24 protein-coding genes are annotated in these 24,570 nt (G+C 67.6%); 10 read left to right on the plus strand and 14 right to left on the minus strand.

The window, feature by feature from the left end; all coding sequences use genetic code 11:
• Window positions 1–186: 186 nt before the first annotated feature.
• From nrdF to RVF83_RS22695, 5 genes are all read right to left on the minus strand, one after another.
• Window positions 187–1,191 (minus strand): class 1b ribonucleoside-diphosphate reductase subunit beta, encoded by a 1,005-nt coding sequence (gene nrdF / locus RVF83_RS22675; RefSeq protein ID WP_039880444.1) that lies wholly within the window; start codon window positions 1,189–1,191, stop codon window positions 187–189.
• Window positions 1,192–1,257: 66 nt separating this feature from the next.
• A complete protein-coding gene (nrdE, locus tag RVF83_RS22680) occupies window positions 1,258–3,450 on the minus strand; it encodes a class 1b ribonucleoside-diphosphate reductase subunit alpha (RefSeq protein ID WP_005198721.1) in 2,193 nt (730 codons plus the stop codon).
• Between the two features lie 99 nt (window positions 3,451–3,549).
• A complete protein-coding gene (nrdI, locus tag RVF83_RS22685; RefSeq protein WP_005198720.1) occupies window positions 3,550–4,014 on the minus strand; it encodes a class Ib ribonucleoside-diphosphate reductase assembly flavoprotein NrdI in 465 nt (154 codons plus the stop codon).
• A gap of 229 nt (window positions 4,015–4,243) precedes the next feature.
• A complete protein-coding gene (locus tag RVF83_RS22690; protein ID WP_005198719.1) occupies window positions 4,244–4,480 on the minus strand; it encodes a redoxin NrdH in 237 nt (78 codons plus the stop codon).
• Between the two features lie 418 nt (window positions 4,481–4,898).
• Entirely contained in the window at window positions 4,899–5,456 is a 558-nt protein-coding gene (locus RVF83_RS22695; protein ID WP_005198718.1) for an NAD(P)H-dependent oxidoreductase, read from the minus strand.
• 109 nt (window positions 5,457–5,565) lie between these two features.
• On the opposite strand from RVF83_RS22695, the gene RVF83_RS22700 reads away from it, so the two are divergent.
• From RVF83_RS22700 to RVF83_RS22715, 4 genes are all read left to right on the plus strand, one after another.
• Window positions 5,566–6,192, plus strand: coding sequence for a TetR/AcrR family transcriptional regulator (locus tag RVF83_RS22700; protein WP_005198717.1), 627 nt, complete (start codon window positions 5,566–5,568; stop codon window positions 6,190–6,192).
• Between the two features lie 131 nt (window positions 6,193–6,323).
• A complete protein-coding gene (hpxO, locus tag RVF83_RS22705; RefSeq protein WP_039880469.1) occupies window positions 6,324–7,481 on the plus strand; it encodes an FAD-dependent urate hydroxylase HpxO in 1,158 nt (385 codons plus the stop codon).
• Between the two features lie 51 nt (window positions 7,482–7,532).
• Window positions 7,533–8,687, plus strand: a complete 1,155-nt coding sequence (locus RVF83_RS22710) for a MerR family transcriptional regulator (RefSeq protein WP_005198715.1) — start codon at window positions 7,533–7,535, stop codon at window positions 8,685–8,687.
• Window positions 8,684–8,998 carry a hypothetical protein gene (locus tag RVF83_RS22715; RefSeq protein WP_005198714.1) on the plus strand — a complete coding sequence of 105 codons (315 nt, stop codon included), beginning with the start codon at window positions 8,684–8,686 and terminating at the stop codon, window positions 8,996–8,998. Before RVF83_RS22710 ends, RVF83_RS22715 begins: the two co-directional genes overlap by 4 nt.
• A gap of 22 nt (window positions 8,999–9,020) precedes the next feature.
• Here the strand turns inward: RVF83_RS22715 and eccB are convergent, their stop codons facing one another.
• Window positions 9,021–10,499, minus strand: a complete 1,479-nt coding sequence (gene eccB / locus RVF83_RS22720) for a type VII secretion protein EccB (RefSeq protein WP_005198713.1) — start codon at window positions 10,497–10,499, stop codon at window positions 9,021–9,023.
• Between the two features lie 201 nt (window positions 10,500–10,700).
• Here eccB and eccE point away from each other — a divergent pair, with 201 nt between their 5' ends.
• Window positions 10,701–12,437, plus strand: a complete 1,737-nt coding sequence (gene eccE, locus RVF83_RS22725; RefSeq protein WP_005198712.1) for a type VII secretion protein EccE — start codon at window positions 10,701–10,703, stop codon at window positions 12,435–12,437.
• Between the two features lie 6 nt (window positions 12,438–12,443).
• On the opposite strand, the gene manA is transcribed toward eccE, so the two are convergent.
• From manA to RVF83_RS22740, 3 genes are all read right to left on the minus strand, one after another.
• A complete protein-coding gene (gene manA, locus RVF83_RS22730; RefSeq protein WP_039880442.1) occupies window positions 12,444–13,739 on the minus strand; it encodes a mannose-6-phosphate isomerase, class I in 1,296 nt (431 codons plus the stop codon).
• Window positions 13,736–14,884: a hypothetical protein gene (locus RVF83_RS22735; protein ID WP_005198710.1), complete on the minus strand. Its 1,149-nt coding sequence runs from the start codon at window positions 14,882–14,884 to the stop codon at window positions 13,736–13,738. The genes manA and RVF83_RS22735 overlap by 4 nt, the downstream gene beginning before the upstream one ends.
• Window positions 14,885–15,035: 151 nt before the next feature.
• The gene (locus RVF83_RS22740) at window positions 15,036–15,596 is read right to left on the minus strand and encodes a DUF3499 domain-containing protein (protein ID WP_174351887.1); all 561 of its coding nucleotides are present in this window, start codon (window positions 15,594–15,596) and stop codon (window positions 15,036–15,038) included.
• A 102-nt stretch (window positions 15,597–15,698) separates the two neighbouring features.
• Here RVF83_RS22740 and RVF83_RS22745 point away from each other — a divergent pair, with 102 nt between their 5' ends.
• A complete protein-coding gene (locus tag RVF83_RS22745) occupies window positions 15,699–16,220 on the plus strand; it encodes a metallopeptidase family protein (protein ID WP_005198708.1) in 522 nt (173 codons plus the stop codon).
• Window positions 16,221–16,315: 95 nt separating this feature from the next.
• On the opposite strand, the gene RVF83_RS22750 is transcribed toward RVF83_RS22745, so the two are convergent.
• Window positions 16,316–16,579 (minus strand): WhiB family transcriptional regulator, encoded by a 264-nt coding sequence (locus tag RVF83_RS22750; RefSeq protein WP_174310842.1) that lies wholly within the window; start codon window positions 16,577–16,579, stop codon window positions 16,316–16,318.
• 718 nt (window positions 16,580–17,297) lie between these two features.
• Here RVF83_RS22750 and cofD point away from each other — a divergent pair.
• From cofD to RVF83_RS22765, 3 genes are read left to right on the plus strand one after another with little or no spacing between them, the layout of a single operon-like run.
• Window positions 17,298–18,332: a 2-phospho-L-lactate transferase gene (gene cofD, locus RVF83_RS22755; RefSeq protein WP_005198706.1), complete on the plus strand. Its 1,035-nt coding sequence runs from the start codon at window positions 17,298–17,300 to the stop codon at window positions 18,330–18,332.
• The gene (locus RVF83_RS22760; RefSeq protein ID WP_005198705.1) at window positions 18,329–19,678 is read left to right on the plus strand and encodes a coenzyme F420-0:L-glutamate ligase; all 1,350 of its coding nucleotides are present in this window, start codon (window positions 18,329–18,331) and stop codon (window positions 19,676–19,678) included. Before cofD ends, RVF83_RS22760 begins: the two co-directional genes overlap by 4 nt.
• The gene (locus RVF83_RS22765; protein ID WP_005198704.1) at window positions 19,675–20,250 is read left to right on the plus strand and encodes an NUDIX domain-containing protein; all 576 of its coding nucleotides are present in this window, start codon (window positions 19,675–19,677) and stop codon (window positions 20,248–20,250) included. Before RVF83_RS22760 ends, RVF83_RS22765 begins: the two co-directional genes overlap by 4 nt.
• A gap of 109 nt (window positions 20,251–20,359) precedes the next feature.
• On the opposite strand, the gene glgC is transcribed toward RVF83_RS22765, so the two are convergent.
• On the minus strand, window positions 20,360–21,574 hold the full coding sequence (glgC, locus tag RVF83_RS22770; RefSeq protein WP_005198703.1) for a glucose-1-phosphate adenylyltransferase: 1,215 nt from the start codon (window positions 21,572–21,574) through the stop codon (window positions 20,360–20,362).
• A gap of 113 nt (window positions 21,575–21,687) precedes the next feature.
• Here glgC and glgA point away from each other — a divergent pair, with 113 nt between their 5' ends.
• Window positions 21,688–22,854 carry a glycogen synthase gene (gene glgA / locus RVF83_RS22775; RefSeq protein ID WP_210735278.1) on the plus strand — a complete coding sequence of 389 codons (1,167 nt, stop codon included), beginning with the start codon at window positions 21,688–21,690 and terminating at the stop codon, window positions 22,852–22,854.
• 23 nt (window positions 22,855–22,877) lie between these two features.
• On the opposite strand, the gene RVF83_RS22780 is transcribed toward glgA, so the two are convergent.
• The 3 genes from RVF83_RS22780 to RVF83_RS22790 form a co-directional block, all read right to left on the minus strand.
• Window positions 22,878–23,780, minus strand: a complete 903-nt coding sequence (locus tag RVF83_RS22780) for a putative RNA methyltransferase (RefSeq protein WP_174351886.1) — start codon at window positions 23,778–23,780, stop codon at window positions 22,878–22,880.
• Window positions 23,781–23,821: 41 nt separating this feature from the next.
• Window positions 23,822–23,989, minus strand: a complete 168-nt coding sequence (locus RVF83_RS22785) for a DUF3117 domain-containing protein (RefSeq protein ID WP_004019232.1) — start codon at window positions 23,987–23,989, stop codon at window positions 23,822–23,824.
• A 101-nt stretch (window positions 23,990–24,090) separates the two neighbouring features.
• The gene (locus tag RVF83_RS22790) at window positions 24,091–24,537 is read right to left on the minus strand and encodes a DivIVA domain-containing protein (RefSeq protein ID WP_005198698.1); all 447 of its coding nucleotides are present in this window, start codon (window positions 24,535–24,537) and stop codon (window positions 24,091–24,093) included.
• Window positions 24,538–24,570: the final 33 nt, after the last annotated feature.

The raw sequence follows: 24,570 nt of genomic DNA on the forward strand, positions 1-24,570 counted from the left end.
GCGCCCATACAGCACGACCATCGTCCGCTCGGACGAACAGCAAGAGCGCGTTCCACCAAGCACCTCTCTTGCAGTTGCTATTCCGCAGTGAGAAGCTCGCACAAGACACAAACCGCTCCGGGATAAACCTCGGAGCGGTTCGGTGTTGCACTCGTTCGACTCGGATCCCCCGAGCCGAACGACGATCTAGAAGTCCCAGTCCTCATCTTCGGTGTTGACGGCCTTGCCGATCACGTACGAGCTGCCCGACCCCGAGAAGAAGTCGTGGTTCTCGTCGGCGTTGGGCGACAGGGCCGACAGGATCGCCGGGTTCACGTCGGTCTCGTCCTTCGGGAACATCGCCTCGTAGCCGAGGTTCATCAGCGCCTTGTTGGCGTTGTAGCGCAGGAACTTCTTGACGTCCTCGGTGAGCCCGACCTCGTCGTAGAGCGCCTCGGTGTAGTCGCTCTCGTTGTCGTACAGCTCGAACAGCAACTCGAAGGTGTAGTCCTTGAGCTCCTGACGACGCTCCGGCGTCTGTGTCTCGAGGCCGCGCTGGTACTTGTAGCCGATGTAGTAACCGTGGACGGCCTCGTCACGGATGATCAGGCGGATCAGGTCGGCGGTGTTGGTGAGCTTGGCGCGGCTCGACCAGTACATCGGCAGGTAGAAGCCCGAGTAGAACAGGAACGACTCGAGCAGCGTCGAGGCGACCTTGCGCTTGAGCGGGTCGTCGCCACGGTAGTAGTCCATGACGATGCGCGCCTTGCGCTGCAGGTTCTCGTTCTCCTCCGACCAGCGGAAGGCCTCGTCGATCTCCTTGGTGGAACACAGGGTCGAGAAGATCGAGCTGTAGGACTTTGCATGGACCGACTCCATGAACGCGATGTTGGTGAGCACCGCCTCCTCGTGTGGAGTGGTGGCGTCCGGGATCAGCGACACCGCGCCGACTGTGCCCTGGATGGTGTCGAGCAGGGTCAGGCCGGTGAAGACCCGCATGGTGAGCTGCTTCTCGTACTCGGTCAGCGTGCCCCACGACGGGATGTCATTGGACACCGGCACCTTCTCCGGCAGCCAGAAGTTGCCGGTGAGGCGATCCCACACCTCGGCGTCCTTCTCGTCGGGGACGCGGTTCCAGTTGATCGCCGAGACCCGGCTGACCAGCTTGATGGGGGTGCCGTCGGCGGGGCTGTGGCTTTCGGTGGAGGTCATCACTGTTCCTCGTCTAACGGGGGGTGTGGGGGCCGGGAGTACTGAAAGGCGCGGTGGCGCAGAGGGTCACAGCATGCATGACACGCAGCCCTCCACCTCGGTCCCCTCGAGCGCGATCTGTCGGAGACGGATGTAGTACAGCGTCTTGATCCCCTTGCGCCATGCGTAGATCTGCGCCTTGTTGACGTCGCGCGTGGTGGCTGTGTCCTTAAAGAACAGCGTCAGGCTCAGGCCCTGGTCGACGTGCTGCGTCGCCGCGGCGTAGGTGTCGATGATCTTCTCGTACCCGATCTCGTACGCATCCTGGTAGTACTCCAGGTTGTCGTTCGTCATGTACGGCGCCGGGTAGTAGACGCGGCCGATCTTGCCTTCCTTGCGGATCTCGATCTTCGCCGCAACCGGGTGGATCGAGCTGGTCGAGTGGTTGATGTAGCTGATCGAACCGGTCGGCGGGACGGCCTGCAGGTTCTGGTTGTAGATGCCGTCGCGCTGGACGGCCTCTTTCAGCTCACGCCAGTCGTCCTGGGTCGGGATGTGAATCCCGGCCTGCCCGAAGATGTCCCGCACCTTCTGGGTCTCCGGCTCCCACACCTTGTTGGTGTACTTGTCGAAGAACTCACCCGACGCGTACTTCGACTTCTCGAAGCCGGTGAACGCCTGGCCGCGCTCACGGGCGATCCGGTTCGACGCACGCAGCGCGTGGAAGAGCACCGTGTAGAAGTAGATGTTCGTGAAGTCGATGCCCTCGTCGCTCCCGTAGAAGATGCGCTCGCGGGCCAGGTAGCCATGCAGGTTCATCTGGCCGAGACCGATGGCGTGAGAGTTGTTGTTGCCGTGCTCGATCGACGGCACCGAGGTGATCGACGTCTGGTCGCTCACCGCGGTGAGCCCGCGGATCGCGGTCTCGATGGTCTGGCCGATGTCGGGCGAGTCCATCGTCTTGGCGATGTTCAGCGACCCCAGGTTGCACGAGATGTCCTTGCCCACATGGGAGTAGGACAGGTCATCGTTGAACGTTGACGCCGTCGAGACCTGCAGGATCTCCGAGCACAGGTTGGAGTGGGTGATCTTGCCGTCGATCGGGTTGGACCGGTTCACCGTGTCCTCGAACATGATGTACGGGTAGCCCGACTCGAACTGCAACTCGGCAAGGGTCTGGAAGAACTCGCGCGCCTTGATCTTGGTCTTGCGGATACGACGATCCTCGACCATCTCGTGGTAGCGCTCGGTGACGTTGATGTCGGCGAACGGCACACCGTAGACGCGTTCGACGTCGTACGGGCTGAACAGATACATGTCGTCGTTGGTCTTGGCCAGCTGGAACGTGATGTCCGGGATGACCACGCCGAGCGACAGTGTCTTGATGCGGATCTTCTCGTCCGCGTTCTCGCGCTTGGTGTCGAGGAAGCGGTAGATGTCGGGGTGGTGGGCATGCAGGTAGACCGCGCCCGCACCCTGACGCGCGCCGAGCTGGTTGGCGTAGGAGAAGGAGTCCTCGAGGAGCTTCATGATGGGGATGACACCCGAGCTCTGGTTCTCGATCTTCTTGATCGGGGCGCCGTGCTCACGAATGTTGGAGAGCAGCAAGGCGACTCCGCCACCGCGCTTGGACAGCTGCAGTGCCGAGTTGATGGAGCGGCCGATCGACTCCATGTTGTCCTCGATGCGAAGCAGGAAGCACGAGACCGGCTCGCCGCGCTGCTTCTTGCCCGAGTTGAGGAAGGTCGGGGTGGCCGGCTGGAAGCGGCCGGAGATGATCTCGTCGACGAGGTTGCGGGCGAGGGCGGTGTCGCCGTCGGCCAGCGTCAGCGCCACCATGCAGACGCGGTCCTCGAAGCGTTCGAGGTAGCGCTTGCCGTCGAAGGTCTTGAGCGTGTAGCTCGTGTAGTACTTGAACGCCCCGAGGAACGTCGGGAAGCGGAACTTCTTGTCGTAGGCGTGCTTGAACAGCCCCTTGACGAAATCGCGATCGTACTTGTCGAGGACCTCGGGCTCGTAGTAGTTCTCCTCGACGAGGTAGTCGAGCTTCTCGTCGAGGTCGTGGAAGAACACGGTGTTCTGGTTGACGTGCTGCAGGAAGTACTGGCGCGCGGCCTCGCGATCCTTGTCGAACTGGATCTTGCCGTCGGCGTCGTACAGGTTGAGCATCGCGTTGAGCGCATGGAAGTCGAGCTCGCCGGGTTCATGACCCGACGGGCCGGCATGCACGCCCGACTTGCTTGCTGAAGAGGTGTCCGAGACGGCGGCGGTGGGCGACACGACAGATGACTCCTGCGGATAGTGGGGGCTTACCAAGTGCCTCGTGGGCAGAGTATGGGCGGGGTGTGACAGTCCGGTGGCGACGTGCTGGGCGGGGCGTCAGGCCGGCGTGGGGTGCAGCGACACACCAGCTGCGAACGCCGGGCTCTGCGCGAAGTCGGCCAGTCCCGCGCGGACGCGGTCGACGTCGTCGGTGGTACCCATCAGTTCGAATCGGTACAGGTAGGGCACGCGACATTTACGCGAGATGATGTCGCCGGCGTAGCAGAACTCCTCACCGAAGTTCGTGTTGCCCGCCGCGATGACCCCCCTGATCAGGGATCGGTTGTGTTCGTCGTTGAGAAAGCGGATGACCTGCTTGGGGACGAAGCCGCCGGGTTGCCCCGTCGCCTTGCCTCCGCCGTAGGTCGGACAGACCAGCACGTAGGGCTCGTCGACACTGAACTCACCGCGCGCGCCGGTCAGCGGGATGCGCACGGAGCGCATGCCCAGCTTCTCGACGAACCGGTGGGTGTTCTCGGAGACCGAGGAGAAGTAGACGATCAACGGCGAGGTGGCCGACATGTCTCCCTCCAACCCTGATGACGGTGACCGATTGTGATGACGATTGCTCGTTGCGTCCGACACTCGGGACGCCTGGTGGTTCCAACGCCGGAACCTTCGTGACCATTTCCCGTATCGGGGCCCGATGGCCACATTCGTCTCGGCTGTCACATCCCGACGCGGCGGATCCGGCTTCCCCTTCGGATCGCACCCGCGTGCGGGGTCGATGGTGACGGCAGACTGCGGGCGATCAGGCAGCGGCGGTGGCAAGGGCCTTGATGCGATCGGGGCGGAAACCCGACCAGTGCTCGTCGCCGGCGACGACGACCGGAGCCTGCAGGTAGCCCAGCGCCATGACGTAGTCACGGGCTTCCGGGTCCTGGCTGATGTCGACGATCTCGTAGGACAGACCCTGCTTGTCGAGGGCCTTGTAGGTGGCGTTGCACTGGACACATGCCGGCTTGGTGTAGACGGTGATGGAAGACATCGAGAGGTACTCCTCGGGTCGTTGGAATCGCCAGTGACGTGCAGTTTCCCAGCGTGAAGATGGTGATCTGAGTCACCGTCTTCCTGGCGTTCCCGGAGGATTACGTCCACTTCCTCTTGTCCGCCTGACTGGTAGGGCAAACACTACACCTAGTGGCTGACATTTCTGGGCACCACAAGGGGTTGTGAATAACATCGGTGGAAGACATGCAGGTCGGAGGGGTGCAGGATTCGAAATTCCGGCGTGTCCCGGACGCGCCCGGCGTGTCGCTCACAGGTTGTCCAGCGGTGCTCCACAACATGTGCACCGGCAGTCCACAATCCCCAGCTCGCCTACACGACGACGCCGCACCGGGCGTGGGCCCGGTACGGCGCCGAGGGGTCGAAGAGTCGGGAGGGCGAAGAGTCGGAGACGACGATCAGGCGCTGACGGCGACCTCGTCGACGAGGCGCGTCACGGATGCGACGACCTTCTCCACGATCGTCGGATCGGTCAGGCCACCCTCGGGGAGTGCGGGGATCTGCAGACCGAGGTCGGCCTCCTCGATCGCGCGCCCGCCCGCGATACCGACCGACTTGCGGGTGTCCTCACGGGTCCACTGTCCGCCGTACTGGCCGAGGCCCGCACTCAGCACGGCCACCGGCTTGCCGCCCAGCGCGCCGGCGCCGTAGGGACGCGAGAGCCAGTCGATGGCGTTCTTCAGCGCGGCCGGGATGGTGCCGTTGTACTCGGGGGTCGCGATGAGGACGCCGTCCGCCTTGGCCACGGCCTCGCGCAGGGCGGTCACGCTCGCGTCGACCTGACCTTCCACGTCGATGTCCTCGCTGTAGAACGGCAGCGAACCGAGGTGGTCGACGACGGTGATGTGAACACCGGCGGGAGCATTGTCGGCGGCGACGTGGGCCAGCTGCTTGTTGACGGAGGCGGCACGGAGGCTCCCGACGAGGGCTACCAGTTCGACAACTCGATCCGACATGTCGTTCCTTTCGACGAGGGAACCGGCCCGATGGACCGGAGATACGCACCAAGGAACCGGACCCGGGTCCGATTGATTCCCGAGCCGGGTGAAGAGTTACCCTCATCACGTGCCGAACGGCCCAGACCACTCCCCTCTCCATATCTCCTTCAACACCTCGGGGACCGAACGTGCCGACGCCGCGCGTAATCGGCGTCTGCTGCTGGCTGCCGCCAAGAACCTGATCGATCACCACGGCGCCGCCGCGGTGACCATGGAGGCGGTCGCCCGCGAGGCCGGCGTGGGCAAGGGCACGGTGTTCCGCCGCTTCGGCAACCGCACCGGGCTGATGCTCGCACTCCTCGATCACTCCGAATCGGAGATGCAGCAGGCCTACTTGTCCGGGCCCGAACCCCTGGGACCCGGCGCACCGCCGCTCGACCGGTTGCTGGCCTATGGCCGTGCCCGCCTCAAACTCACCTGTGACCACCTCGACATCCTGCTGGAGGCCGGGGCGGCCGCCGACGACTTCATGACCCATCCGGTGGGCCGCGCGTCGACCCAGCACGTCCAAATCTTGCTCCGGCAGTTGGGTTTCGCGAACGAGCTCGATTTCATGTCGCTGGCCGTGCAGGCACCGCTCGCCGCCGGATCGGTCCGATATCTGATGGTGGAGGTCGGCCTCGATCTCGAGACCATCACCACACAGTGGCAGGAGATGGTCACCGCACTCGTGACCTCCCGCAGCTCGCACTGACACCTGCGACCCCGTCCTCTCGTCGGCCGGACGAGGTGTCTCGCCGCGCGCCACCGTCGGCCGCGACTTAGCCTGGGGTGTCGTGCCGGCGCGAGTGGTCGGCGGGTGATCTCGTGGAAGCGGTGGTGAGTGTGAAGGCAGTGGTCGTCGGCGCGGGTATGGGCGGCATGTCGGCGGCCATCGCCCTCAAGCAGCTCGGTGTCGACGTCGAGGTCTACGAGCAGGTGACCGAGAACAAGCCCGTGGGCGCGGCGATCTCGGTGTGGTCCAACGGGGTCAAGTGCCTCAACCACCTCGGTCTGGAGAAGGAGACTGCCGAACTGGGCGGCACCATGGACTCGATGAGTTACGTCGACGGCTTCAGCGGTGACATCATGTGCCGCTTCAGCATGCAGCCGCTCATCGACGAGGTGGGTCAGCGGCCGTACCCGATCGCGCGCGCCGAACTGCAGCAGATGCTGATGGACGCCTACGGATACGACGACATCCACTTCGGCAAGAAGATGGTGGCCGTCCATGATGGCCCGGATCGCGCGACCGTCGAATTCGCCGACGGCTCCACCGATTCCGCCGACATCGTGATCGGCGCCGACGGGGCGAAGTCACTGACCCGCGAGTACGTGCTCGCCGGCCCGGTGACGCGGCGCTACGCGGGATACGTCAACTTCAATGGACTCGTCGAGGTCGACGAGAAGATCGGACCCGCCACCGAATGGACGACCTACGTGGGTGATTCGCGTCGAGTGTCGGTGATGCCGGTGGCGGGCAACCGTTTCTACTTCTTCTTCGACGTCCCGATGCCCCAGGGCGTTCCGTTCGAACGCGGCACCGCGCGCGAGGTCCTCGCCGCGGAGTTCGCCGACTGGGCGCCCGGCGTTCAGACCCTCATCGCGAAACTCGACCCCGCGACGACCAACCGGGTCGAGATCCTCGACCTCGACCCGTTCGACACCTGGGTCAGGGGACGCGTCGCCGTGCTCGGCGATGCCGCACACAACACCACCCCCGACATCGGGCAGGGCGGCTGTTCGGCGATGGAGGACGCGATAGCCCTGCAGTTCGCCTTCCGCGACCACCCCGACGATCCGGTCGCCGCCCTGAGCGCCTACGAGTCCGCACGCACCGAACGCGCCGGCGAGCTCGTGCTCCGCGCGCGCAAGCGCTCGGACGTCACCCATGGCAAGGACCCGGCGAAAACAGCTGCCTGGTACGACGAACTGCGCGGCGAGGACGGCACCAACATCATCCGCGGCATCGTCGGCAACATCGTGGGCGGACCCTTGACCTGATCGCCGCTCAGGGGTTGACCTTCACGTAGATGGAAGCCCGATGATGTGAGGGTGACCAGCCCAGACCTGATGCCGATCGGTTCGTTCGCACAGAGATGCGGGCTCACCGCCAGCGCCCTGCGTTTCTACGGTGACGCGGGCCTCTTGCGGCCGGCTCAGGTCGCACCGACGACCGGATACCGGTTCTACGGAGACGACCAGCTCCACCGTGCGGTGCTACTTCGCCGGCTGCGCGAGATCGGTATGTCGCTGGCGGCGGTCGGAAAGGCACTCGACGCCGACCCCGACGAAGCGATCCGTCTCGTGGACGAGCACGTGGACGCCGTCATCGACGACGCCGAAGCCGCTCGGCGACACGCACTCCGGATCAAGGACTCTCTCCTCACCCGATCCACCGAGCCGGTCGCGGCGCTCAGCGGTCCGGTATTGGCAGCGGCGATCGGGCAGGTCCTCACCGCCACCACCGCCGACCCGGACATCGCGGTACTCGGCGGGGTGCGTTTCGACGCCGGCCCGGACGGCCTGACCGTCACCGCCACCGATCGATACCGCCTCGCCACCCGCACCATGGTGCCGTCGAGTTCCCGACCGACGACCTGGGCCGCGACGGTCGACGGCACCGATCTGCGCAATGCCCTCGCCGACCTCCGGCGCAGCCCGCGGGTCGAGATCGACGCCACCGAGAACGAGATGTGGTTGCGGCTCAGCGACCGTGGCGACCGGTCCTGCCGTCTCCTCGCCGAACCGTTCCCCGACCACCGCGCCATGCTGGAGGCGCTCCCACCGGTGACCACGCGCGTCCAGATCCCCACCACCGCGTTCCTGCGCGCGCTCGAGCACCGGGACGCGGATCAGATCGGGCTCGTCGTCGGACGGTCCACGATGACACTTCGGAACCTGTTTTCGGACAACGAAGCCCGGATACCGGCGACCGTACGGGGACCATCGCTCGATCTCTGGTTCGAGATGATCACTCTGTATCCCGCCATCATCTCCGCGATCGGCGCCGATGTGCTCGTCGACTTCCGCGGTCACGATCTGCCGGCCACCATCCGCTCCGCGGACCGTGGTGATCTCACCACCCTGGTGATGCCGATCGCGCCGCCCGGGGCCGGACCATCGCCGGCCGCCGACCACACGCCGCCCGGCGGTGGACGTGCCGCCGCGCAGGAGCCGGCACCCGCCCGAGAAGAGATTCCGACATGACATCAGCCACCGACCCGATGATGGAGGCGATCACCGAGGCCGTCGGCGACGAACGCGCCCGGACCCATCACGCCGCGCTCGACGTCGCAGCGTTCTACCCGTCTCTCCACCTCAACCTCGCCGACGGGTTCCGACGGCTCGGTTCATTCGACGCGGCACGTCGGCACGTCGAGGCAGCCCGCGAGCACATGTCCGCGCTTCCCGCCGGGGCGTACGGCGATCTCATCCGCGCGGCAACCGAACAGGTCGCCGCGGCCGTCGAGGACCGGGACACCGCCGAGCGCGCGTCGGCACCCGGCGCGGCACGATGACGACCGACGACGAGCGGGTCGACTATTCCCCCGCCGGCTCGATCGCGGCCGTCTTCAGACCGTCGTGGGCGACCAGCGCGGCGTCCCGGGACAGCGTCGGACCCGGCGCGAGCAGCGACACCACCGACCACGGTGCGCGCGAAGGCGAGTCGCCGAGCCCCAGGGTCCCACCCGTCTCGAGATCCGGGATCCCGAAGCGCACACCCGAATCGTTGACGTAGAACAGCGATTCGGTGCGGGCACTGTCGGCTTCGTTGCCCGTCACCTGTAGGTACTCCCCCGAGCCCGGCGGCAGATAGACCTCGTCGAGTCCGGGCCCGTCACCGTCGGCCGACGTCAGGCGTACCGGCCGGGCGTCGGACTCCAGTGGAAGCGCGCGACCGGCCAGCAGCGCGGTTTCGGCCCGCGGATCGTCGGTGCCGCGAGACCAGCTGCGGCACAGGGTCGGATCGGCGGAGAGGCCACGCATCGACGGATTGACCTGGGGGAAATCACCGATCGGCAACTCCTCCACCACGTTCAGGGTGGCGAGCTCGCCGGGCGCTACCGTCTTGACGGGCGCCGCACCCTCGCGGTCGGCGAGACGCAGGATCTCGGCGGCGGGGGCACTGATCTCCTGGACACCGCCGCGGAGCACGACGTGATAGGTCGTCTCGTCGTCGACGTCGACCGACTTCACAACCGACCCGACGGTCGTCGAGCCGACTGCGCCCGGTTGCCCGGCACCCGTAACGGTGGGCACTTCCAACGGTTCGACGAGCGGGAAGCTGTTGAGCAGGCCCGGGGTCATCCGGCGTGGTGTCACGCCGTCGAGGCCGAGTGCGCGCATGACCGGCGCACTGTCGGTGTCGACTGCCGCCCGGACCGGGCTCCAGGCCCCGTCGCGGAACAGCTGATAGATCAAGAAGGTCTCGGTGCCGGTGCGGACGAGCACAGCGTCCTCGGGACGGGCGGTCTCCACGGTCGACGACCCCAGCACGGGTTCGTCGGCGATGACCGCCTGTCGGATCGACTCGCTCGCGGTGTCCGACGAGACCGTCGACGAGTCACACACAGTCCACATCGAGGTGCTCTTGTGCGCCGAACCCGGCAAAGACGCGGGCGCACCCGGGATACCGAGCAGCGGGCCGCGCGGGTAGGGCTCGAGTTTGGTGTCGGCCACGGACGTCGGTTTCTCGGAGCTCCCGGTGATGAGCCGGGCCGAGGCGAGATTGAGCACCGGGTGCAGGGTGTCCTCGAGGAGGACATAGGTGCTGCCGCTGTTCTTGCTGACGACGATGGAGGCGTCGCCGACCGATCCCTGCGGCCGGACGAGGCCGTACACTCCGCAACCACCGAGGACGAGCAGGCCGAGGACGGTTCCGACCACGAGTGCCTGCAGCTGGGACCGCATCGGGTCGTGGAGCATCCGCACGTCGCGGCGCACGAGCGCGTGCTCGAGTCGCTTGATCAGGAACCGATAGCCGTTGACCTGAGCCTTGGTCGTCAGCTGACGTGCCACGACTCCCCCTGTCCGCACCGACCAGCACGCGCCCGCGAACGGGCGTCGGTGTGGATCGGTTGTGATCTCCTGCGGCGTACCCCCTGCCGCGCGGTAGTAGCCTAACCGACATATGAGCCCCCCACGTGTGGGGCTTCGCCGCCTGTGGACACACCGACGGGCGAGCCGCGTGGGGCGCGGCGCCGGGATCGAGGGGGGATCGTGGATCGGAACACGCGCGCGTCGGGATTGCGCACACTCGTGGTGATCGAGGTGATCCTGGCCCTCGGCCTCGTCGTGTGGGCGTTGTCCGGGAGCGCGTGGGGGCTGCCGGCCCTGATCGTGGCGGCGGTGATCGCGGCCGGGCTGGTGAGCGTGGGCGGTCGGCAGTCTCTGTTCAGCCGGCTCGCCGCGCGGATGTCGTTCTCCTGGTCGCGGATGCGCCGGAGCGACGCCGACCTCAACCCCGCCCCGTTCGACGTCCCGATGTCCGGGCCCTCGACCCGGCCGTCGGCACGCCGGTCGTCGACCCCCACGACCATCGGCGCCCGCTGGGTCGGCGACACCCTGGTCACCGTGGTCCGCGTGGACCCGGGTGGCCCCGCGGTCACCTATCTGACCCCGGGCAACAGCACCCTCGGCGACGAGAACGGCCAACTCGTCCCCCTCGACGTCCTCGCCGAGTGCATCGACCGATACGACATCGCGCTCAGCTCGATCGAGATCATCAGTCACGGTGTGCGCATGTGGGGTTCGGGTGTGGCACCGGCGACCTACGACCGCACCCTCGGCCCATTGTCGGCGACGGCACAGCGTTCGGTGTTCGTCGTGCTGCGGCTCGATCCGCTCAAATGCCCCGACGCCGTGGCGCGACGCGGCGGCGGCGCAACCGGCGCCCTGCGGACCGCGACGGTCACGACCCGCCGGGTGGCCAAACGCCTTGCCGAACACGGACTGGCCACCACCATCCTGTCCGCCGCGCAGATCACCTCGGTCACCACCCAACTGACCGAGGGCGCCGGCATCGGGTTGCTGACCGAGGAATGGGAATCGGTCGGGGTCTCCGGGCTCCGCATCCGCAGTGCCGCAGTGGAACCGGATGCGCTGCCGACCGTCGTCCGCGACGTGTGGGTGAACTCGGCCGTCTCCACCACCCTCACCGTTCGACTCCGGCACGTCACCGCCGACCGCCGCCATCGCAACGGACGGCCCGAGGTCGAGGTCTCCGCATTCGTGCGATTCAACGAGTTCCCGGATGCGCACCGGTCGGTGCCCTCGTGGCCGGCCGGTCTGCGGCCGCTCGACGGCCGACAGTTCGACGCCCTCTCCGTCAGTCTCCCCATCGCGACCCCCGCCCGCCTGGACCGGAACCTGCCGACGCTCACCGGCGAGGACGCGCAGGCCTTCCTCGGCGCGGTCCGCCTCCCGGCCGGTGGATGTGGTCAGCTGATCGGCGCCGACCACACGGGTCGCGCCGTCGCCACCCGACTGGTCGGTCCCGGCATCGCCACCGTGTCGGTCGCCGCCGGTATCCACGTCGTCGCACAGATCGCGCTGCGAGCGGTCGCCGTCGGCGCCTCGGTGCGCGTCCACTCCGACCGCCCGCATCGCTGGGCACCGCTGGTCCGCGCCGTCGCCGACCCGAGCGCACTGTCACTCGCCGGCGACCGCACACCGGCCCGGCCGGGGCCCGCGCTCGTCATCGTCGACGGCGTCACTCCCCCGTCACCGCAACCGGATACGACGCGGATGATCGTGTCCGCTCCCGGCGTCCACGAGCCGACCCACGCCCCCACCGTTGCCCTGACCCAGAATGCGCGTGCGCCACAAGACCTCTCGCTCGACGCCGGCGGTCAGCCGGTGCTGGTGACGATGGTCGCGACCCCGGACGAATGGAATCTCATCGGCGGGTATCCGGAGCCCGCCGCGCAGACACCCGCGGCGCCGGTCCGGCGATAGCGGGGCTCAGTCGGTGGCGGTCACCGCGGCCGGCGCGGACGCCGACACACCTTCGGCGGCCGACACCGCGACCGGCACCAGCGCGCGGTAGAAGACCGCGCGCGCCGAGGCGGCCCGCACGATCACGTCCGGGTCCTCGTTCGTGATCCACAGAGCCTGACCCGATTTCACGGTCAGCGGCGCACCGTCCGCGGGGCGGACCTCGACCGCGCCGCTGAGTACGGCGAGGATCTGCGGTCCGGGCATGTCGAAGCAGATCGACGACGAGTGGTGTAATCCGGTGCCGTCCAACTCGATCCGCGACAGCCGGAACTCCGGCGCCGGCGTGAGGTAGACGCGTTCGGCGCCGACCATGCGCACCGGCGGCGCCATCTGGGCAGCATCGACGGGGGTGAAATCGAGGACGCGCAACAACTCCGGCACGTCGATGTGCTTGGGCGTGAGGCCGCCGCGCAAGACGTTGTCGGAGTTGGCCATGATCTCGACACCGGTGCCCCGTAGGTAGGCGTGGAGGTTGCCGGCGGGCAGGTACAGACCCTGCCCCGGTTCGAGATGCACGTGATTGAGCAGCAGCGAGGCGAGCACACCGGGATCGTTCGGGTAGTCCTCACCGAGCTCACACACCGTGCGCAGTTCGGCGGCGAACTCCGTGCGGCCCGCGCTCAACACCTCGATCGCGCCGTGCAGGACCGCGGGAACGAGTTGCCGGATCGACGACTCCGGCAGCGTCAGCCACGTGGTGAACACCGCCCGCAAACCCTCGGAATCGGGTTGTCCGGCCAGCATTCCCAGGTAGTGGTCGAGTTCGCTGACCTGCAGTTCGCGCAGCAGGGCGACGGTCTTGTGCGGATCACGGAAACCGGCCAGCGCGTCGAAGGGCGTCGTGGCGACGATCAGCTCCGGTTTGTGCCACGGGTCGCGATAGTTGCGGTCACGGGCCTCGAGAGCCAGGCCGCGGGCGTTCTCCCGCTCGAACCCCTCGCGCGCCTGGTCCGCGGACGGGTGCGCCTGCAACGACAACGCCTCCTCGGCGGCGAGGACCTTGAGCAGGAACGGCAGTCGGTTGCCGAACTCGGCTGCGCTCGCCGCGCCGAGGGTCGCCACCGGATCGGCGTCGATCACTTCGACCAGGTCCTGCTCCGGACCCGAGGGGTCGACGCACCGCGCCGAGCCCGCCGGATGCGAGCCGAACCACAACTCGGCTTCCGGATGCGCCGACGGGACAGGCCTCCCCTGGATCGACGCGATGGCTGTTCGTGAGCCCCACGCGTAGGGGCGCACCACTCCGTCGAGAATCCTCATTGCACCGTGTTCCCAATCAGGCGGAGATACACCGCCGCCATCTCGACCCGCAAGGCGGCGACCAGGAAATCGAGCAGGTCGCCGGGCCCGTCGGCCACCGGGTCCTCACCCGGCACCGGCCGTCGGTCGTCCCACGGTTGCCCGCCGTTCTGCGGCAACGTGTCTCCCTCGTCGGCGCCGACCACCAGGTCGACGTCGCCGAGCCCCATCACCCGCTGCCGGGTGTACCACTCACGACGGGCGGTCGACACCACCAGGATGCGCGGAGCGGGCTCCTGCGCCGGACCGTCGAACTCCGGGTCGTAGAAGATCGAATCGATAGCCGGCGCAGTGCCGGGTCGCGAATCCAGGAGCCGGGACATCCGTGCCACGTCGCCGAGTTCGGCGACGGCACCGACGATCCCGGCGAAGGCGAGAAGACTCGTCACGGCATGAACGGCCAGCACCGAACCCGCCGGCGAATCCGATGTCCACACGGAAGGACGCCCCTGCACGCGGACAGCCAGGGACTTGGCCCGGTTGTGGAAGGTCTCCCGCGACGGGTGCGAGCCCGACGCCTCGGCGTCGAGCGCATCGGCCAGGTCGTCGAGTGCGGGCACCGGGCCGGTCACCCGAACCTGGGTGAGACCGCCGAACACCGCGAGCAGCGCGGCGACGAATCCGACGAACCGGAACCGCGGCTCGACGTCGAACCGCGGGGAGAGATCGATCCCGTTGCCGCCCAGCGCATCTCGGAGGGGACCGGCGACGGGTGCGGCGACGACCACCTCCGCCCGACGGCGCAGCCCACGCGCGGCGGCATCGGCCAGCGCCATGTCACCCGCATCCTCACCGGCCACGACCACCACGTCGAGCGGACCGACCCACCCCGGCAGGACGGGACCCGTCACGACCGGGACGTCGACGCGCGCGGCGAGGGTGGCGACCCCCAGCTCGGCCGCCCGATGCGAGACCTCACTGGAGCCGTGGACGATCACGACGCTGCGGGGCCGCAGATCCGCGAGCGGGGACAGTACGCCCTCACGGACCGCCTCGGCGGTGGCACGAACCTGAGCCCCGGCGAGCGCGACGGCCCGCAAGAGCCCGTCGACGTCCGCAGAGAACAGCTCCTCGGCGTCATCGAGGTCGGGTGTACCGGTACGCATGGGACCAGCGTAGCCAGCCGCGGGGACACACGCCCGGGTACGCGACACAGTCACTCGTTCGACCCCCGGAGAGGCGCAGGACCGGAGTACGAACGGCCGCGGCCCCCGACAACGACACCGGCTTCCACGCCCCCCGCGTGGTGGTGTGCGGTCAGTCGACCGGATCCGGAAGTACCCGCAGATGTCCGCGGCGACCCGGCCGGGGTCGGGTCTGGTGGCGGGGCGCACCCGGGGTTGCTGACGGCTGTGACGGCGAGTCGACGGGGCCGGCGCGATGACGGCCGCTGCGGCGATCGGCGAGGGCGGCGTCGTATGCAGCGTCGGCCGCACGCGCCTCGTCGAGAGCTCGCGAGTCGAAGGCATCGAGAGAGTCGGCCGACGTCCGGTCGGAGTTACGGCCGCGGGGCCCGCTGTCGATGAAACCCGGGCGTCCACCTCCGGCGACGGCGCCGGCCTCGCGGACGGCCTCGGCGAGGGCGGTCAGCTCGTGGTCCTCGGCGGGCACCGAGAATCCCCGCTCACTACGCAGCATCTCCCAGCCCCGCGGGACGGTGATCCGTCGAGCGTGGTCGTCGCACAGATCCCAGGAATGCGGCTCCTGCGAGGTCGCCAGCGGACCGATCACCGCAGTCGATTCGGCGTAGACGAAGGTCAGGGTAGCCACCGCGGATCGGGCGCAGCCGGGTCGGCAGCACAGACGGGGAAGCTTCACGTGACGAGATTAGCCCCCACTGTCCGCAACCACGGACTCGACACGCTCAGAACGGGGGCAGGCGGGGAGACAGAGACCACCGTGACCTCATAGACTCGCGCCATGCGCATCCACCCGAAGCCGACGCCGCGCGGCTCGATCGGCCAGCCGGGAATCCGTCGTGGCCGACGCCGGGTCGGACGGTACCGAGATCGGCGTGGCCGCGGCCTGCGATCCCCGCTGCTGCCGCAGAACGTCCCCGCCTACAACACCCGCTCCGACGAGTTCGACGCCGTCGCACTCGAGGCCTTCGCCGAGATCGACGCACAGTGGCACGACCAGTTGGCCGGACTCGACATCGCCGTCGACGAGATCCCGCGACTACTCCCACGCGATCCCGAGACCGTCGAGTGGCCCGACGAGGTGACCGCCGACGGCGCAGTGCCGCTCGCCCGATTGATCCCCGCGGGGATGGACGTCCACGGGGTGCCCACGCGGGCTCAGATCATCCTGTTCCGCCGGCCGCTGGAGTCACGGGCCAAGAAGGGCACAGATCTCCTCGAGCTCGTGCATGAGGTCCTCGTCCAGCAGGTCGCCACCCATCTGGGCGTCGACGAAGACACGATCGACCGCGGACCTGAATGATCCGCGGTCGATGATCGCGTTCGACGCCTGAGCGTCGAGCGTCCAGCTCTCACTGGGTAATTCGATTGTTCGGAGGACGCCGTTCCGGCGACCTCTCAGATGATTCCGCGCTTCAGGCGACGGCGTTCACGCTCCGACAGACCGCCCCAGATCCCGAAGCGTTCGTCGTTGTGGAGCGCGTACTCCAGGCATTCCGCCTTGACCTCGCAGCCCTGGCAGATTCGCTTGGCCTCACGTGTCGATCCACCCTTTTCCGGGAAGAACGCCTCCGGGTCGGTCTGCGCACACAGTGCACGGTCCTGCCACTGCTCCTCGACGGCGTCGAACAGATCGTCGAAGTCGTTGGGCACCAAGGCCAGATGACGGCGGCCGGTGGCATCGTCTGCGTCGGAATCGACGAGATCGGTTGCACCGCCAACGGATTCGAGTGCGGCCGCACGCGCGGTGCCACCGATCATCGAATCGTCAACGGGTCCAAGGGTGTGAAACTCTGCGGTGCCGATCTCCGGGGTGGATGTCATCACGTGCGGCTCTGCGATGAATTGCGGGCGAATATGTGGTTCAAGCGGATTGCCGATCGGATTGTCCAAAGCCATCGTCGGCGCCTCCTAGCTCGGGATGTTGGTCGTTGACTGTCCTTTGCGAACACGACGTGCTGCCGTACCCACCATTTCTGCCACACCATTTGTACTCGGGGTGCACTGACTCACTGCATCCGTTGTACACAGCGCCCGAGCGACGGCCCCTTCACTGCCGGCACCGGCCCTCAACCAAGTTCGAACATATGATCGAATCCGTTGGAGGCCAGTGGTTCTCGACCTCAGATGTTCTCGATCTCAAACTCGGAATGACACTGATGTGATTAGACACGCCGGAGGCGGTCCCGGTCAAGTTGAATCGAAGAATTCCCTTTACCATCGCGTGCCGACAAATCTGTGACTCGACACGACGACGGCTCGAAGGCGAAGTGAAGATCACACTCCCGAGCCCTCCTCCCCGCCCGCAGGACGGGCGCGACAGCGGCGTACGGGCCCTCGTGGCCGACCACTAGAGTGGCGGTGTGAAGGAGTACCTGCTGTGAAGGTGACCGTACTCGTCGGCGGCGTGGGGGGCGCGCGTTTCCTCCTCGGACTGCGCGAACTGCTCGGCACCACCCCGTTCCCGCCGCATCCCGACGACCCCACGATCGGTGTCGGCGAACATCAGATCACCGCGATCGTGAACGTCGGCGACGACGCATGGATGCATGGTGTGCGCATCTGCCCCGACCTCGACACGTGCATGTACACCCTCGGCGACGGCATCGACCCGGAACGCGGGTGGGGCAGGCGCGGCGAAACCTGGCACGCGAAAGAGGAACTCGCCGCCTACGGCGCCGACCCCGACTGGTTCGGCCTCGGCGACCGCGATCTCGCCACCCATCTGATCCGTACCCAGATGCTCGACGCCGGGTACAGGTTGTCCGATGTGACCGCTGCCCTGTCCCGACGCTGGAGTCCGGGCGTGCGTCTGCTGCCGGTCACCGACGACCGGCACGAGACGCATGTGGTGATCGCCAAGCCGGACGGTGACGAGGGCGAGCGCGTCGCCATCCACTTCCAGGAGTGGTGGGTGCGCCACCGTGCCCAGGTCCCGACCTTCGGCTTCGCACAGGTGGGATCGGACGACACCACACCCGCACCCGGGGTGCTCGACGCGATCACCGACGCCGACGTCATCCTGCTCGCACCGTCGAACCCGGTGGTGAGCATCGGCGCGATCGTGAGCGTTCCCGGGATGCGCAGTGCATTGCGCACCACCAAGGCCCCGGTCGTCGGTGTCTCGCCGATCATCGACAACCGGCCGCTGCGCGGCATGGCCGACGCGTGCCTCTCGGTGATCGGTGTCGAGTCGTCCGCCGAGGCCGTCGCCGGCCACTACGGTGCCCGTAGCGGCAACGGCATCCTCGACGGTTGGCTGATCGCCGAGGGCGACAGCGCGCAGGTCGACGGGATCGCCATCGGCTCCGCACCGTTGCTGATGACCGACCCCCAGGCCACCGCGCAGATGATCCGCGCTGCCTGCGCACTCGTCGACGTGGCCATGCCCGAACAGAACGCGGGCACCGAGTGAGTGACCTCGCCGATCACCGCGCCCCGGGTGGCCTCGAGATCCGGCCGGTCAGCGGGCTCCCCGAGTTCACTGCCGAATCCGACGTCGCCGCCGAGATCCTCGCCGCCGCACCATGGTTGGAATCCGGAGATGTGCTGGTGGTGACCAGCAAGATCATCTCCAAGGCCGAGGGCCGCATGGTCGATGCGCCGGCCGATCCCGAGGAGCGTGATGCGCTGCGGCGCAAGCTCGTCGAGGCCGAGTCGGTGCGGGTACTCGCCCGCAAGAACCGCACGCTGATCACCGAGAACCGTCTGGGTCTGGTCCAGGCAGCAGCCGGGATCGACGGCTCCAACGTCCGCTCCGACCAGCTGGCCCTGCTCCCCGAGGACCCCGACGGCAGCGCGAGACGACTGCGCACCGCCATCGCCGAGCGTGTCGGTCTCGAGGTCGCGGTGATCATCACCGACACGATGGGGCGTGCCTGGCGCACCGGGCAGACCGATGTCGCGATCGGGTCGGCGGGTATCGCTGTCACCCATCCCTACGACGGCGGCACCGACGACTACGGGAACCCGTTGGTGGTGACCGACATCGCGGTCGCCGACGAACTGTCCGCGGCCGCGGACCTGGTCAAGGGCAAGCTCGCCGCCGTGCCGGTGGCCGTCGTACGCGGGTTCGCGCCCGTCGACGACGGTTCGACCGCCGCCGACCTGATCCGTCCCGCCGAGGAGGATCTGTTCCGGCTCGGCACCGAGGAGGCGATCGCGCTGGGCCGTCGGGAGGCCATCCGTACCCGACGCTCCGTACGGGCCTTCGACGACCGGCCAGTCGACCCGGAACTGCTGCGCGCCGCGCTGGGCGAGGCCCTCACCGCGCCCGCGCCGCACCACACCCATCCGGTGCGGTTCGTGTGGGTGCGGTCTGATGAGCGGCGTCGTGCGCTGCTCGACGCGATGACCGCCGAATGGCGTGCCGACCTCGAAGCCGATTCCAAGACACCCGAATCGATCGAGAAGCGACTCCGTCGTGGGCAGATCCTGTATGACGCACCGGAACTGGTGATCCCGTTCCTGGTGCCCGACGGAGTGCACGACTACCCCGACGACCGACGCAACGCGGCCGAGCACACCATGTTCACGGTGGCCGCGGGCGGCGCGGTGGCGAGTCTGCTGATCGCGTTGTCGGTCCGCGAGATCGGTAGCTGCTGGGTCGGCTCCACGATCTTCGCCGCGCCGACCGTGCGTCGTGTTCTCGAACTCGACGCGTCGTGGGAGCCGCTGGGTGCCGTCGCCGTCGGGCACCCTCTCGAGGCTGCTCCGCTGCGCGACGCGGCGCCGACCGACGAATGGGTGATCGAACTGTGAGTGCGGAATCCCTGCATGCCTCAGCTGTCGGGGCACTGACCGCGTGGCAGGCGCCCGACTCGGGGCAGGACAGTCTTCGGCATGCCTATCTCGCGTTCCTCGCCGCCACCCCCGACGCGTGCCTGCGGGCCTGTGCGGCAGGCCATCTCACCGGGTCGGCCATCGTCTTCGACGCCGACCGCAGCCATGTCCTGCTGACCCTGCATCCCCGCGTCGGCAAGTGGATCCAGCTCGGCGGACACTGCGAACCATCCGACGAGACCCTGGCCGCCGCCGCGCTGCGGGAGGCCCGCGAGGAATCCGGCATCCCAGGGCTCGATCTCGACCAGGTCGGCGCCGGCGGTGGCATCGTCCATCTGCACACCCACCCGATCACCTGCTCGCTGGGAGTGCCGACCCGGCATCTCGACGTGCGCTACCGGGTGGTCGCGGCCCCGACCGCCGACGGCGGTCTGCCACAGTTCGAACGCAGCGAGGAATCGGTGGACCTGCAGTGGTGGCCCATCGACGGCCTCCCCCCGGACACCGACGCCGACATCCCGGAGTTGATTCAGGCCGCGCTGCGGGACTGACAAGACCCTGTGTTCACTGGTCGACCTCAACCCGACCCGCAGACGTCGATTGACGTCTGCCGGTCGAGTTGAGGTTCGGCAGTCAAGAACTGGCTGACGCGACCCCCAGCTAGACCCGAATCCCCTTGCCGACCGTCACAACGCCACCGGCGCTGACGGAGAAGCGCTCCCGGTCGGCGTCGGGGTCGACGCCGAGTTGCTCGCCGTCGCCGACGACTACGTTCTTGTCGAGGATCGCCTTACGGACGACCGCCCCCTTGCCGATGCGTACGCCCGGCATGAGAACGCTGCCCTCGATGATCGCCCCGTCCTCGACGAGGACGTTCGACGACAGCACCGAATTGCGAACGGTGCCACCCGAGATGATGCAGCCCGAACCGACCACCGAGTCCTCGGCCACGCCGCCTTGGACGAACTTGGCCGGTGGGAGGTTGTGTGTCTCGCCGCGGATCGGCCAGCGGCCGTTGTAGAGGTTGAAGATCGGGTGCACGGACACGAGATCCATGTGCGCCTCGTAGAACGCGTCGAGGGTTCCGACGTCGCGCCAGTAACCCTTGTCGCGCTCGGTGGCGCCCGGCACCTCGTTGTCCTTGAAGTCGTAGACGTAGGCGGTGTCGCGGGCGACGAACGCCGGGATGATGTCGCCGCCCATGTCGTGGTCGGAGTCGGAGTCGGCGGCGTCCTCGCGCAGCGCCTCGACGAGCGCCTCGGTGGTGAACACGTAGTTGCCCATCGAGGCGAAGGTCGAGTCCGGGTCGTCCGGGGTTCCGGGCGGGTCGGCGGGCTTCTCCAGGAAGCGGGTGATCTTGCCGGAGGCGTCGGAGTCGATGCATCCGAAGGCGACCGCCTCCGCACGTGGCACGCGGATGCCGGCGACGGTCACGTCGGCACCGGACGCGATGTGCGCCTCGACCATCTGCGACGGGTCCATGCGGTACACGTGATCGGCACCGAAGACCACGATGTACTCGGGTTGTTCATCGGTGATGAGGTTCATCGACTGGAAGATCGCGTCGGCGCTGCCGGTGTACCACCGGGGTCCGAGGCGCTGCTGCGCGGGCACCGGCGTGATGTATTCCCCGTGGAAACCCGACGTCCACCAGGTCTGCGAGATGTGCCGGTCCAGCGAATGCGACTTGTATTGCGTCAGCACGCATATGCGCTCATATCCGGCGTTGACCAGGTTCGACAGTACGAAGTCGATCAGCCGGTAGGCACCGCCGAAGGGCACCGCAGGCTTGGCCCGGTCCATTGTCAACGGGTAAAGGCGTTTGCCTTCGCCGCCTGCGAGGACGATGCCGAGGACGTGCGGCTGTGATCTCACTCCCCCAACTTAACCGCGATCGACAGCCTCGGCCAGATGACAGCACCGACGGATTCGCGGCCGTGTTCGCACAGCGATGGCGAACTGCCCGCGATGCCACTAGCGTCGTCATCATGAGGGTGGCGATGATGACACGGGAGTATCCACCCGAGGTGTACGGCGGTGCCGGCGTACACGTCACCGAATTGGTCCGTCACCTACGCGATCTCGCGACCGTCGACGTGCACTGCATGGGCGCCGAACGCGACACCGCAGCGGTCTATTCACCGGATCCGGGCCTGGCCGGGGCGAATGCGGCGATCACGACACTCTCCGCCGACCTGCGCATGGCAGTCGGGGCCGAAGGCGCTGACGTCGTGCACTCCCACACCTGGTACACCGGCCTCGCCGGACACGTCGCCGCGCAGCTGTACGGTGTCCCGCACATCCTCACGGCGCATTCGCTCGAACCGTCACGCCCGTGGAAGGCCGAACAACTCGGCGGTGGTTACCGGGTGTCGAGCTGGGTCGAACGCAACGCGGTCGAATACGCCGACGCGGTGATCGCGGTGAGCTCGGGCATGCGCAACGACGTCTGCAACACCTACCCACGCCTCGACCCCGAGCGGGTCCACGTGGTGCGCAACGGCATCGACACCACCCAGTGGTATCCCGTCGACGACCCCTTCGGGCCGGAGTCGACGCTCACCGCGCTCGGCGTCGACCCCCAGCGGCCGATCGTCGCTTTCGTCGGACGCATCACCAGGCAGAAGGGTGTCGCACATCTCGTCGCGGCCGCCCACGACTTCGCCCCCGACGTCCAGCTGGTGCTCTGCGCCGGTGCGCCCGACACCCCGGAGATCGGCGCCGAGATCGAGGCGGCGGTCGGCAGGCTGTCCGCGTCCCGGCCCGGTGTGCACTGGGTCCGGGAGATGCTGCCGCTGCCCCGCATCCGCGAGATCCTCACCGCGGCATCGGTCTTCGTGTGCCCGTCGGTGTACGAACCGCTGGGCATCGTGAACCTGGAGGCGATGGCCTGCGGAACCGCGGTCGTGGCCTCGGAGGTCGGCGGGATCCCCGAGGTGGTGCGCGATCACGTCACCGGCCGGCTGGTGCCCTATGACCCCGTCGATCCGCAGACCTTCGAACACGACCTGTCTCAGACGGTGAACGCTGTCGTCGCCGACCCGATGATGGCGACGTCGATGGGTGCGGCGGGCCGCGAGCGTGCGGAGGCCGAGTTCTCGTGGGCCACGATCGCCGAACAGACCCTTGGGGTGTACAACTCGGTCCTTCGCTGACGCACCGCCTGCGCGGTAGGTGGTCAGTTCCCGGCGGTCGGACGGCAGGTCGTGACGACGACCGACAACGACACCTGCACCCGTCCGTCCCCGACGAATGCCTCAGCACGTGAGCGGATGTCGGCGTCCTCGGCGTGGAAGGCCGACGGGCCCATCGCGACGAGGTCGCCCACGGTCCGCGCATCGAGTTCGAGAACGGAACGGACCGGCGACGAGTCGACGACCTCGAAACCGTCGGCGAAGGTGGCCTGCAGCCGCTGGGATTTGCCGGAGTCGACGCGCAGCATCTGCATCGGCTCGATGATCTCGGCGAGATGATCCGCGGCCGGGCTGACGACCACAAGACCTCCGCCGGGCTGCAGTACCCGCGCGAACTCGGCGGCATTGCGTGGCGCGAACACCGAGAGCGCAACGGTGGCAGCGTCATCGGCGATCGGTAGGCCGCGCCAGATGTCGGCGACGATCGCCGCGTGACTCGGAGCGCCGCGGGAGATCGCCCGCGCACAGAATTTGGAGAGGTCGATGCCGATCCCGCGGGCCGCGGTAGATGACGACGCGCCGGTGAGAGCAGTCACCGCGGCGCGAAGGTAGTGGCCCCCACCGGCTCCCGCATCCAGGACGACGGGTTTGTCGACGTTCGCGCCGAATTCGCGTGTCCGTTCGGCCACCGCGTCGAGAACCGGGTCGAAGAAGCCGGCTTCGTGGACCCGTGCGCGGGCCGCGACCATGGCCGCCGTGTCGGCACGTAAAGAACCCGAACGTCCGTCGAGCAGTGAGACATAACCCTGTCTGGCGATGTCGAAGGAATGACCGTCACCGCAGCGGAGTGTTCCTCCACGCGGTGACGGCCGGGCCCCGGCTACGGCCGGGGAAGTCTCGTCGTGCCCGGTCCCGGGCGGCGCGGTCTCGAAAGGCCCGGTACACACCGGGCATCGAAGCAGCTCGACGACGTCGGCGAGATCTCCGTTCAGCCGGTGACCCCGCGGAGTTCCTCACCCAGTGCGGCGGCTTCGTCGGCGGTCAGCTCGACGACGAGACGACCTCCGCCCTCGATCGGAATCCGGACAACGATTCCACGCCCTTCCTTGGCCGCTTCGAGGGGGCCGTCCCCAGTACGTGGCTTCATTGCCGCCATTCTCAAGCTCCCTTCACAGTGTCCTGCTTTGAACATGATACGTGTCGTCGTCTCAATCGAATGCGAGTGCGCGACACAAGCACGGTTCTGACGTGCTCCGATCACCTGTCGGAGGACATCGACGGACCTGCCTCGCGCGTGGCGGAATTGGGGTCCGGATCGCCGTAAACCGCCTGTTCCCGGCTGTTCTCGGGGTTGTCGGCATCTTCTGCGGCAGCGTCCGGAACGTTCGTCGCGGCAGGGGTCACACCTGTCTTGGACTCGCGCTCGCGGAGACGCGCGATGACCGTTCGAAGGTCGTCGACCTCGCGTGCGAGACGCGCCAGCGCCCAGTCGACCTCGGACTGCTTGTAACCCCGGAACGTCTGCATGAAACGCAGCGCCCGGACGTCGTCGCCGCTGATCCCGACCGTCGGCAGACGGGTGAGGGTGGTGTCGGTTTCGACCGGGGGCAGATCCTCCCCGCGCCCGAACACGAACCAGACGATGGCGAACACTGCCCCGGCGACGAGCGCCATGATCAGCAGGTACAGCAGCAGGGTCTGCATACGTCCCATCCTGACAGACCGGCGTCGGGTGGC

The organism is Gordonia rubripertincta, from assembly GCF_038024875.1.
Classification (GTDB): Bacteria; Actinomycetota; Actinomycetes; order Mycobacteriales; family Mycobacteriaceae; genus Gordonia; species Gordonia rubripertincta.

What these genes read in the sequence shown, in the direction of transcription:
- RVF83_RS22790 (WP_005198698.1), bottom strand. Translation starts at nt 24,537, where the DNA reads ATGCAGACCCTGCTGCTGTACCTGCTGATCATGGCGCTCGTCGCCGGG.
- RVF83_RS22745 (WP_005198708.1), top strand. Translation starts at nt 15,699, where the DNA reads ATGCGCATCCACCCGAAGCCGACGCCGCGCGGCTCGATCGGCCAGCCG.
- RVF83_RS22715 (WP_005198714.1), top strand. Translation starts at nt 8,684, where the DNA reads ATGACATCAGCCACCGACCCGATGATGGAGGCGATCACCGAGGCCGTC.
- RVF83_RS22695 (WP_005198718.1), bottom strand. Translation starts at nt 5,456, where the DNA reads ATGTCGGATCGAGTTGTCGAACTGGTAGCCCTCGTCGGGAGCCTCCGT.
- glgA (WP_210735278.1), top strand. Translation starts at nt 21,688, where the DNA reads ATGAGGGTGGCGATGATGACACGGGAGTATCCACCCGAGGTGTACGGC.
- nrdF (WP_039880444.1), bottom strand. Translation starts at nt 1,191, where the DNA reads ATGACCTCCACCGAAAGCCACAGCCCCGCCGACGGCACCCCCATCAAG.
- RVF83_RS22690 (WP_005198719.1), bottom strand. Translation starts at nt 4,480, where the DNA reads ATGTCTTCCATCACCGTCTACACCAAGCCGGCATGTGTCCAGTGCAAC.
- RVF83_RS22735 (WP_005198710.1), bottom strand. Translation starts at nt 14,884, where the DNA reads ATGCGTACCGGTACACCCGACCTCGATGACGCCGAGGAGCTGTTCTCT.
- manA (WP_039880442.1), bottom strand. Translation starts at nt 13,739, where the DNA reads ATGAGGATTCTCGACGGAGTGGTGCGCCCCTACGCGTGGGGCTCACGA.
- nrdI (WP_005198720.1), bottom strand. Translation starts at nt 4,014, where the DNA reads ATGTCGGCCACCTCGCCGTTGATCGTCTACTTCTCCTCGGTCTCCGAG.
- RVF83_RS22785 (WP_004019232.1), bottom strand. Translation starts at nt 23,989, where the DNA reads ATGGCGGCAATGAAGCCACGTACTGGGGACGGCCCCCTCGAAGCGGCC.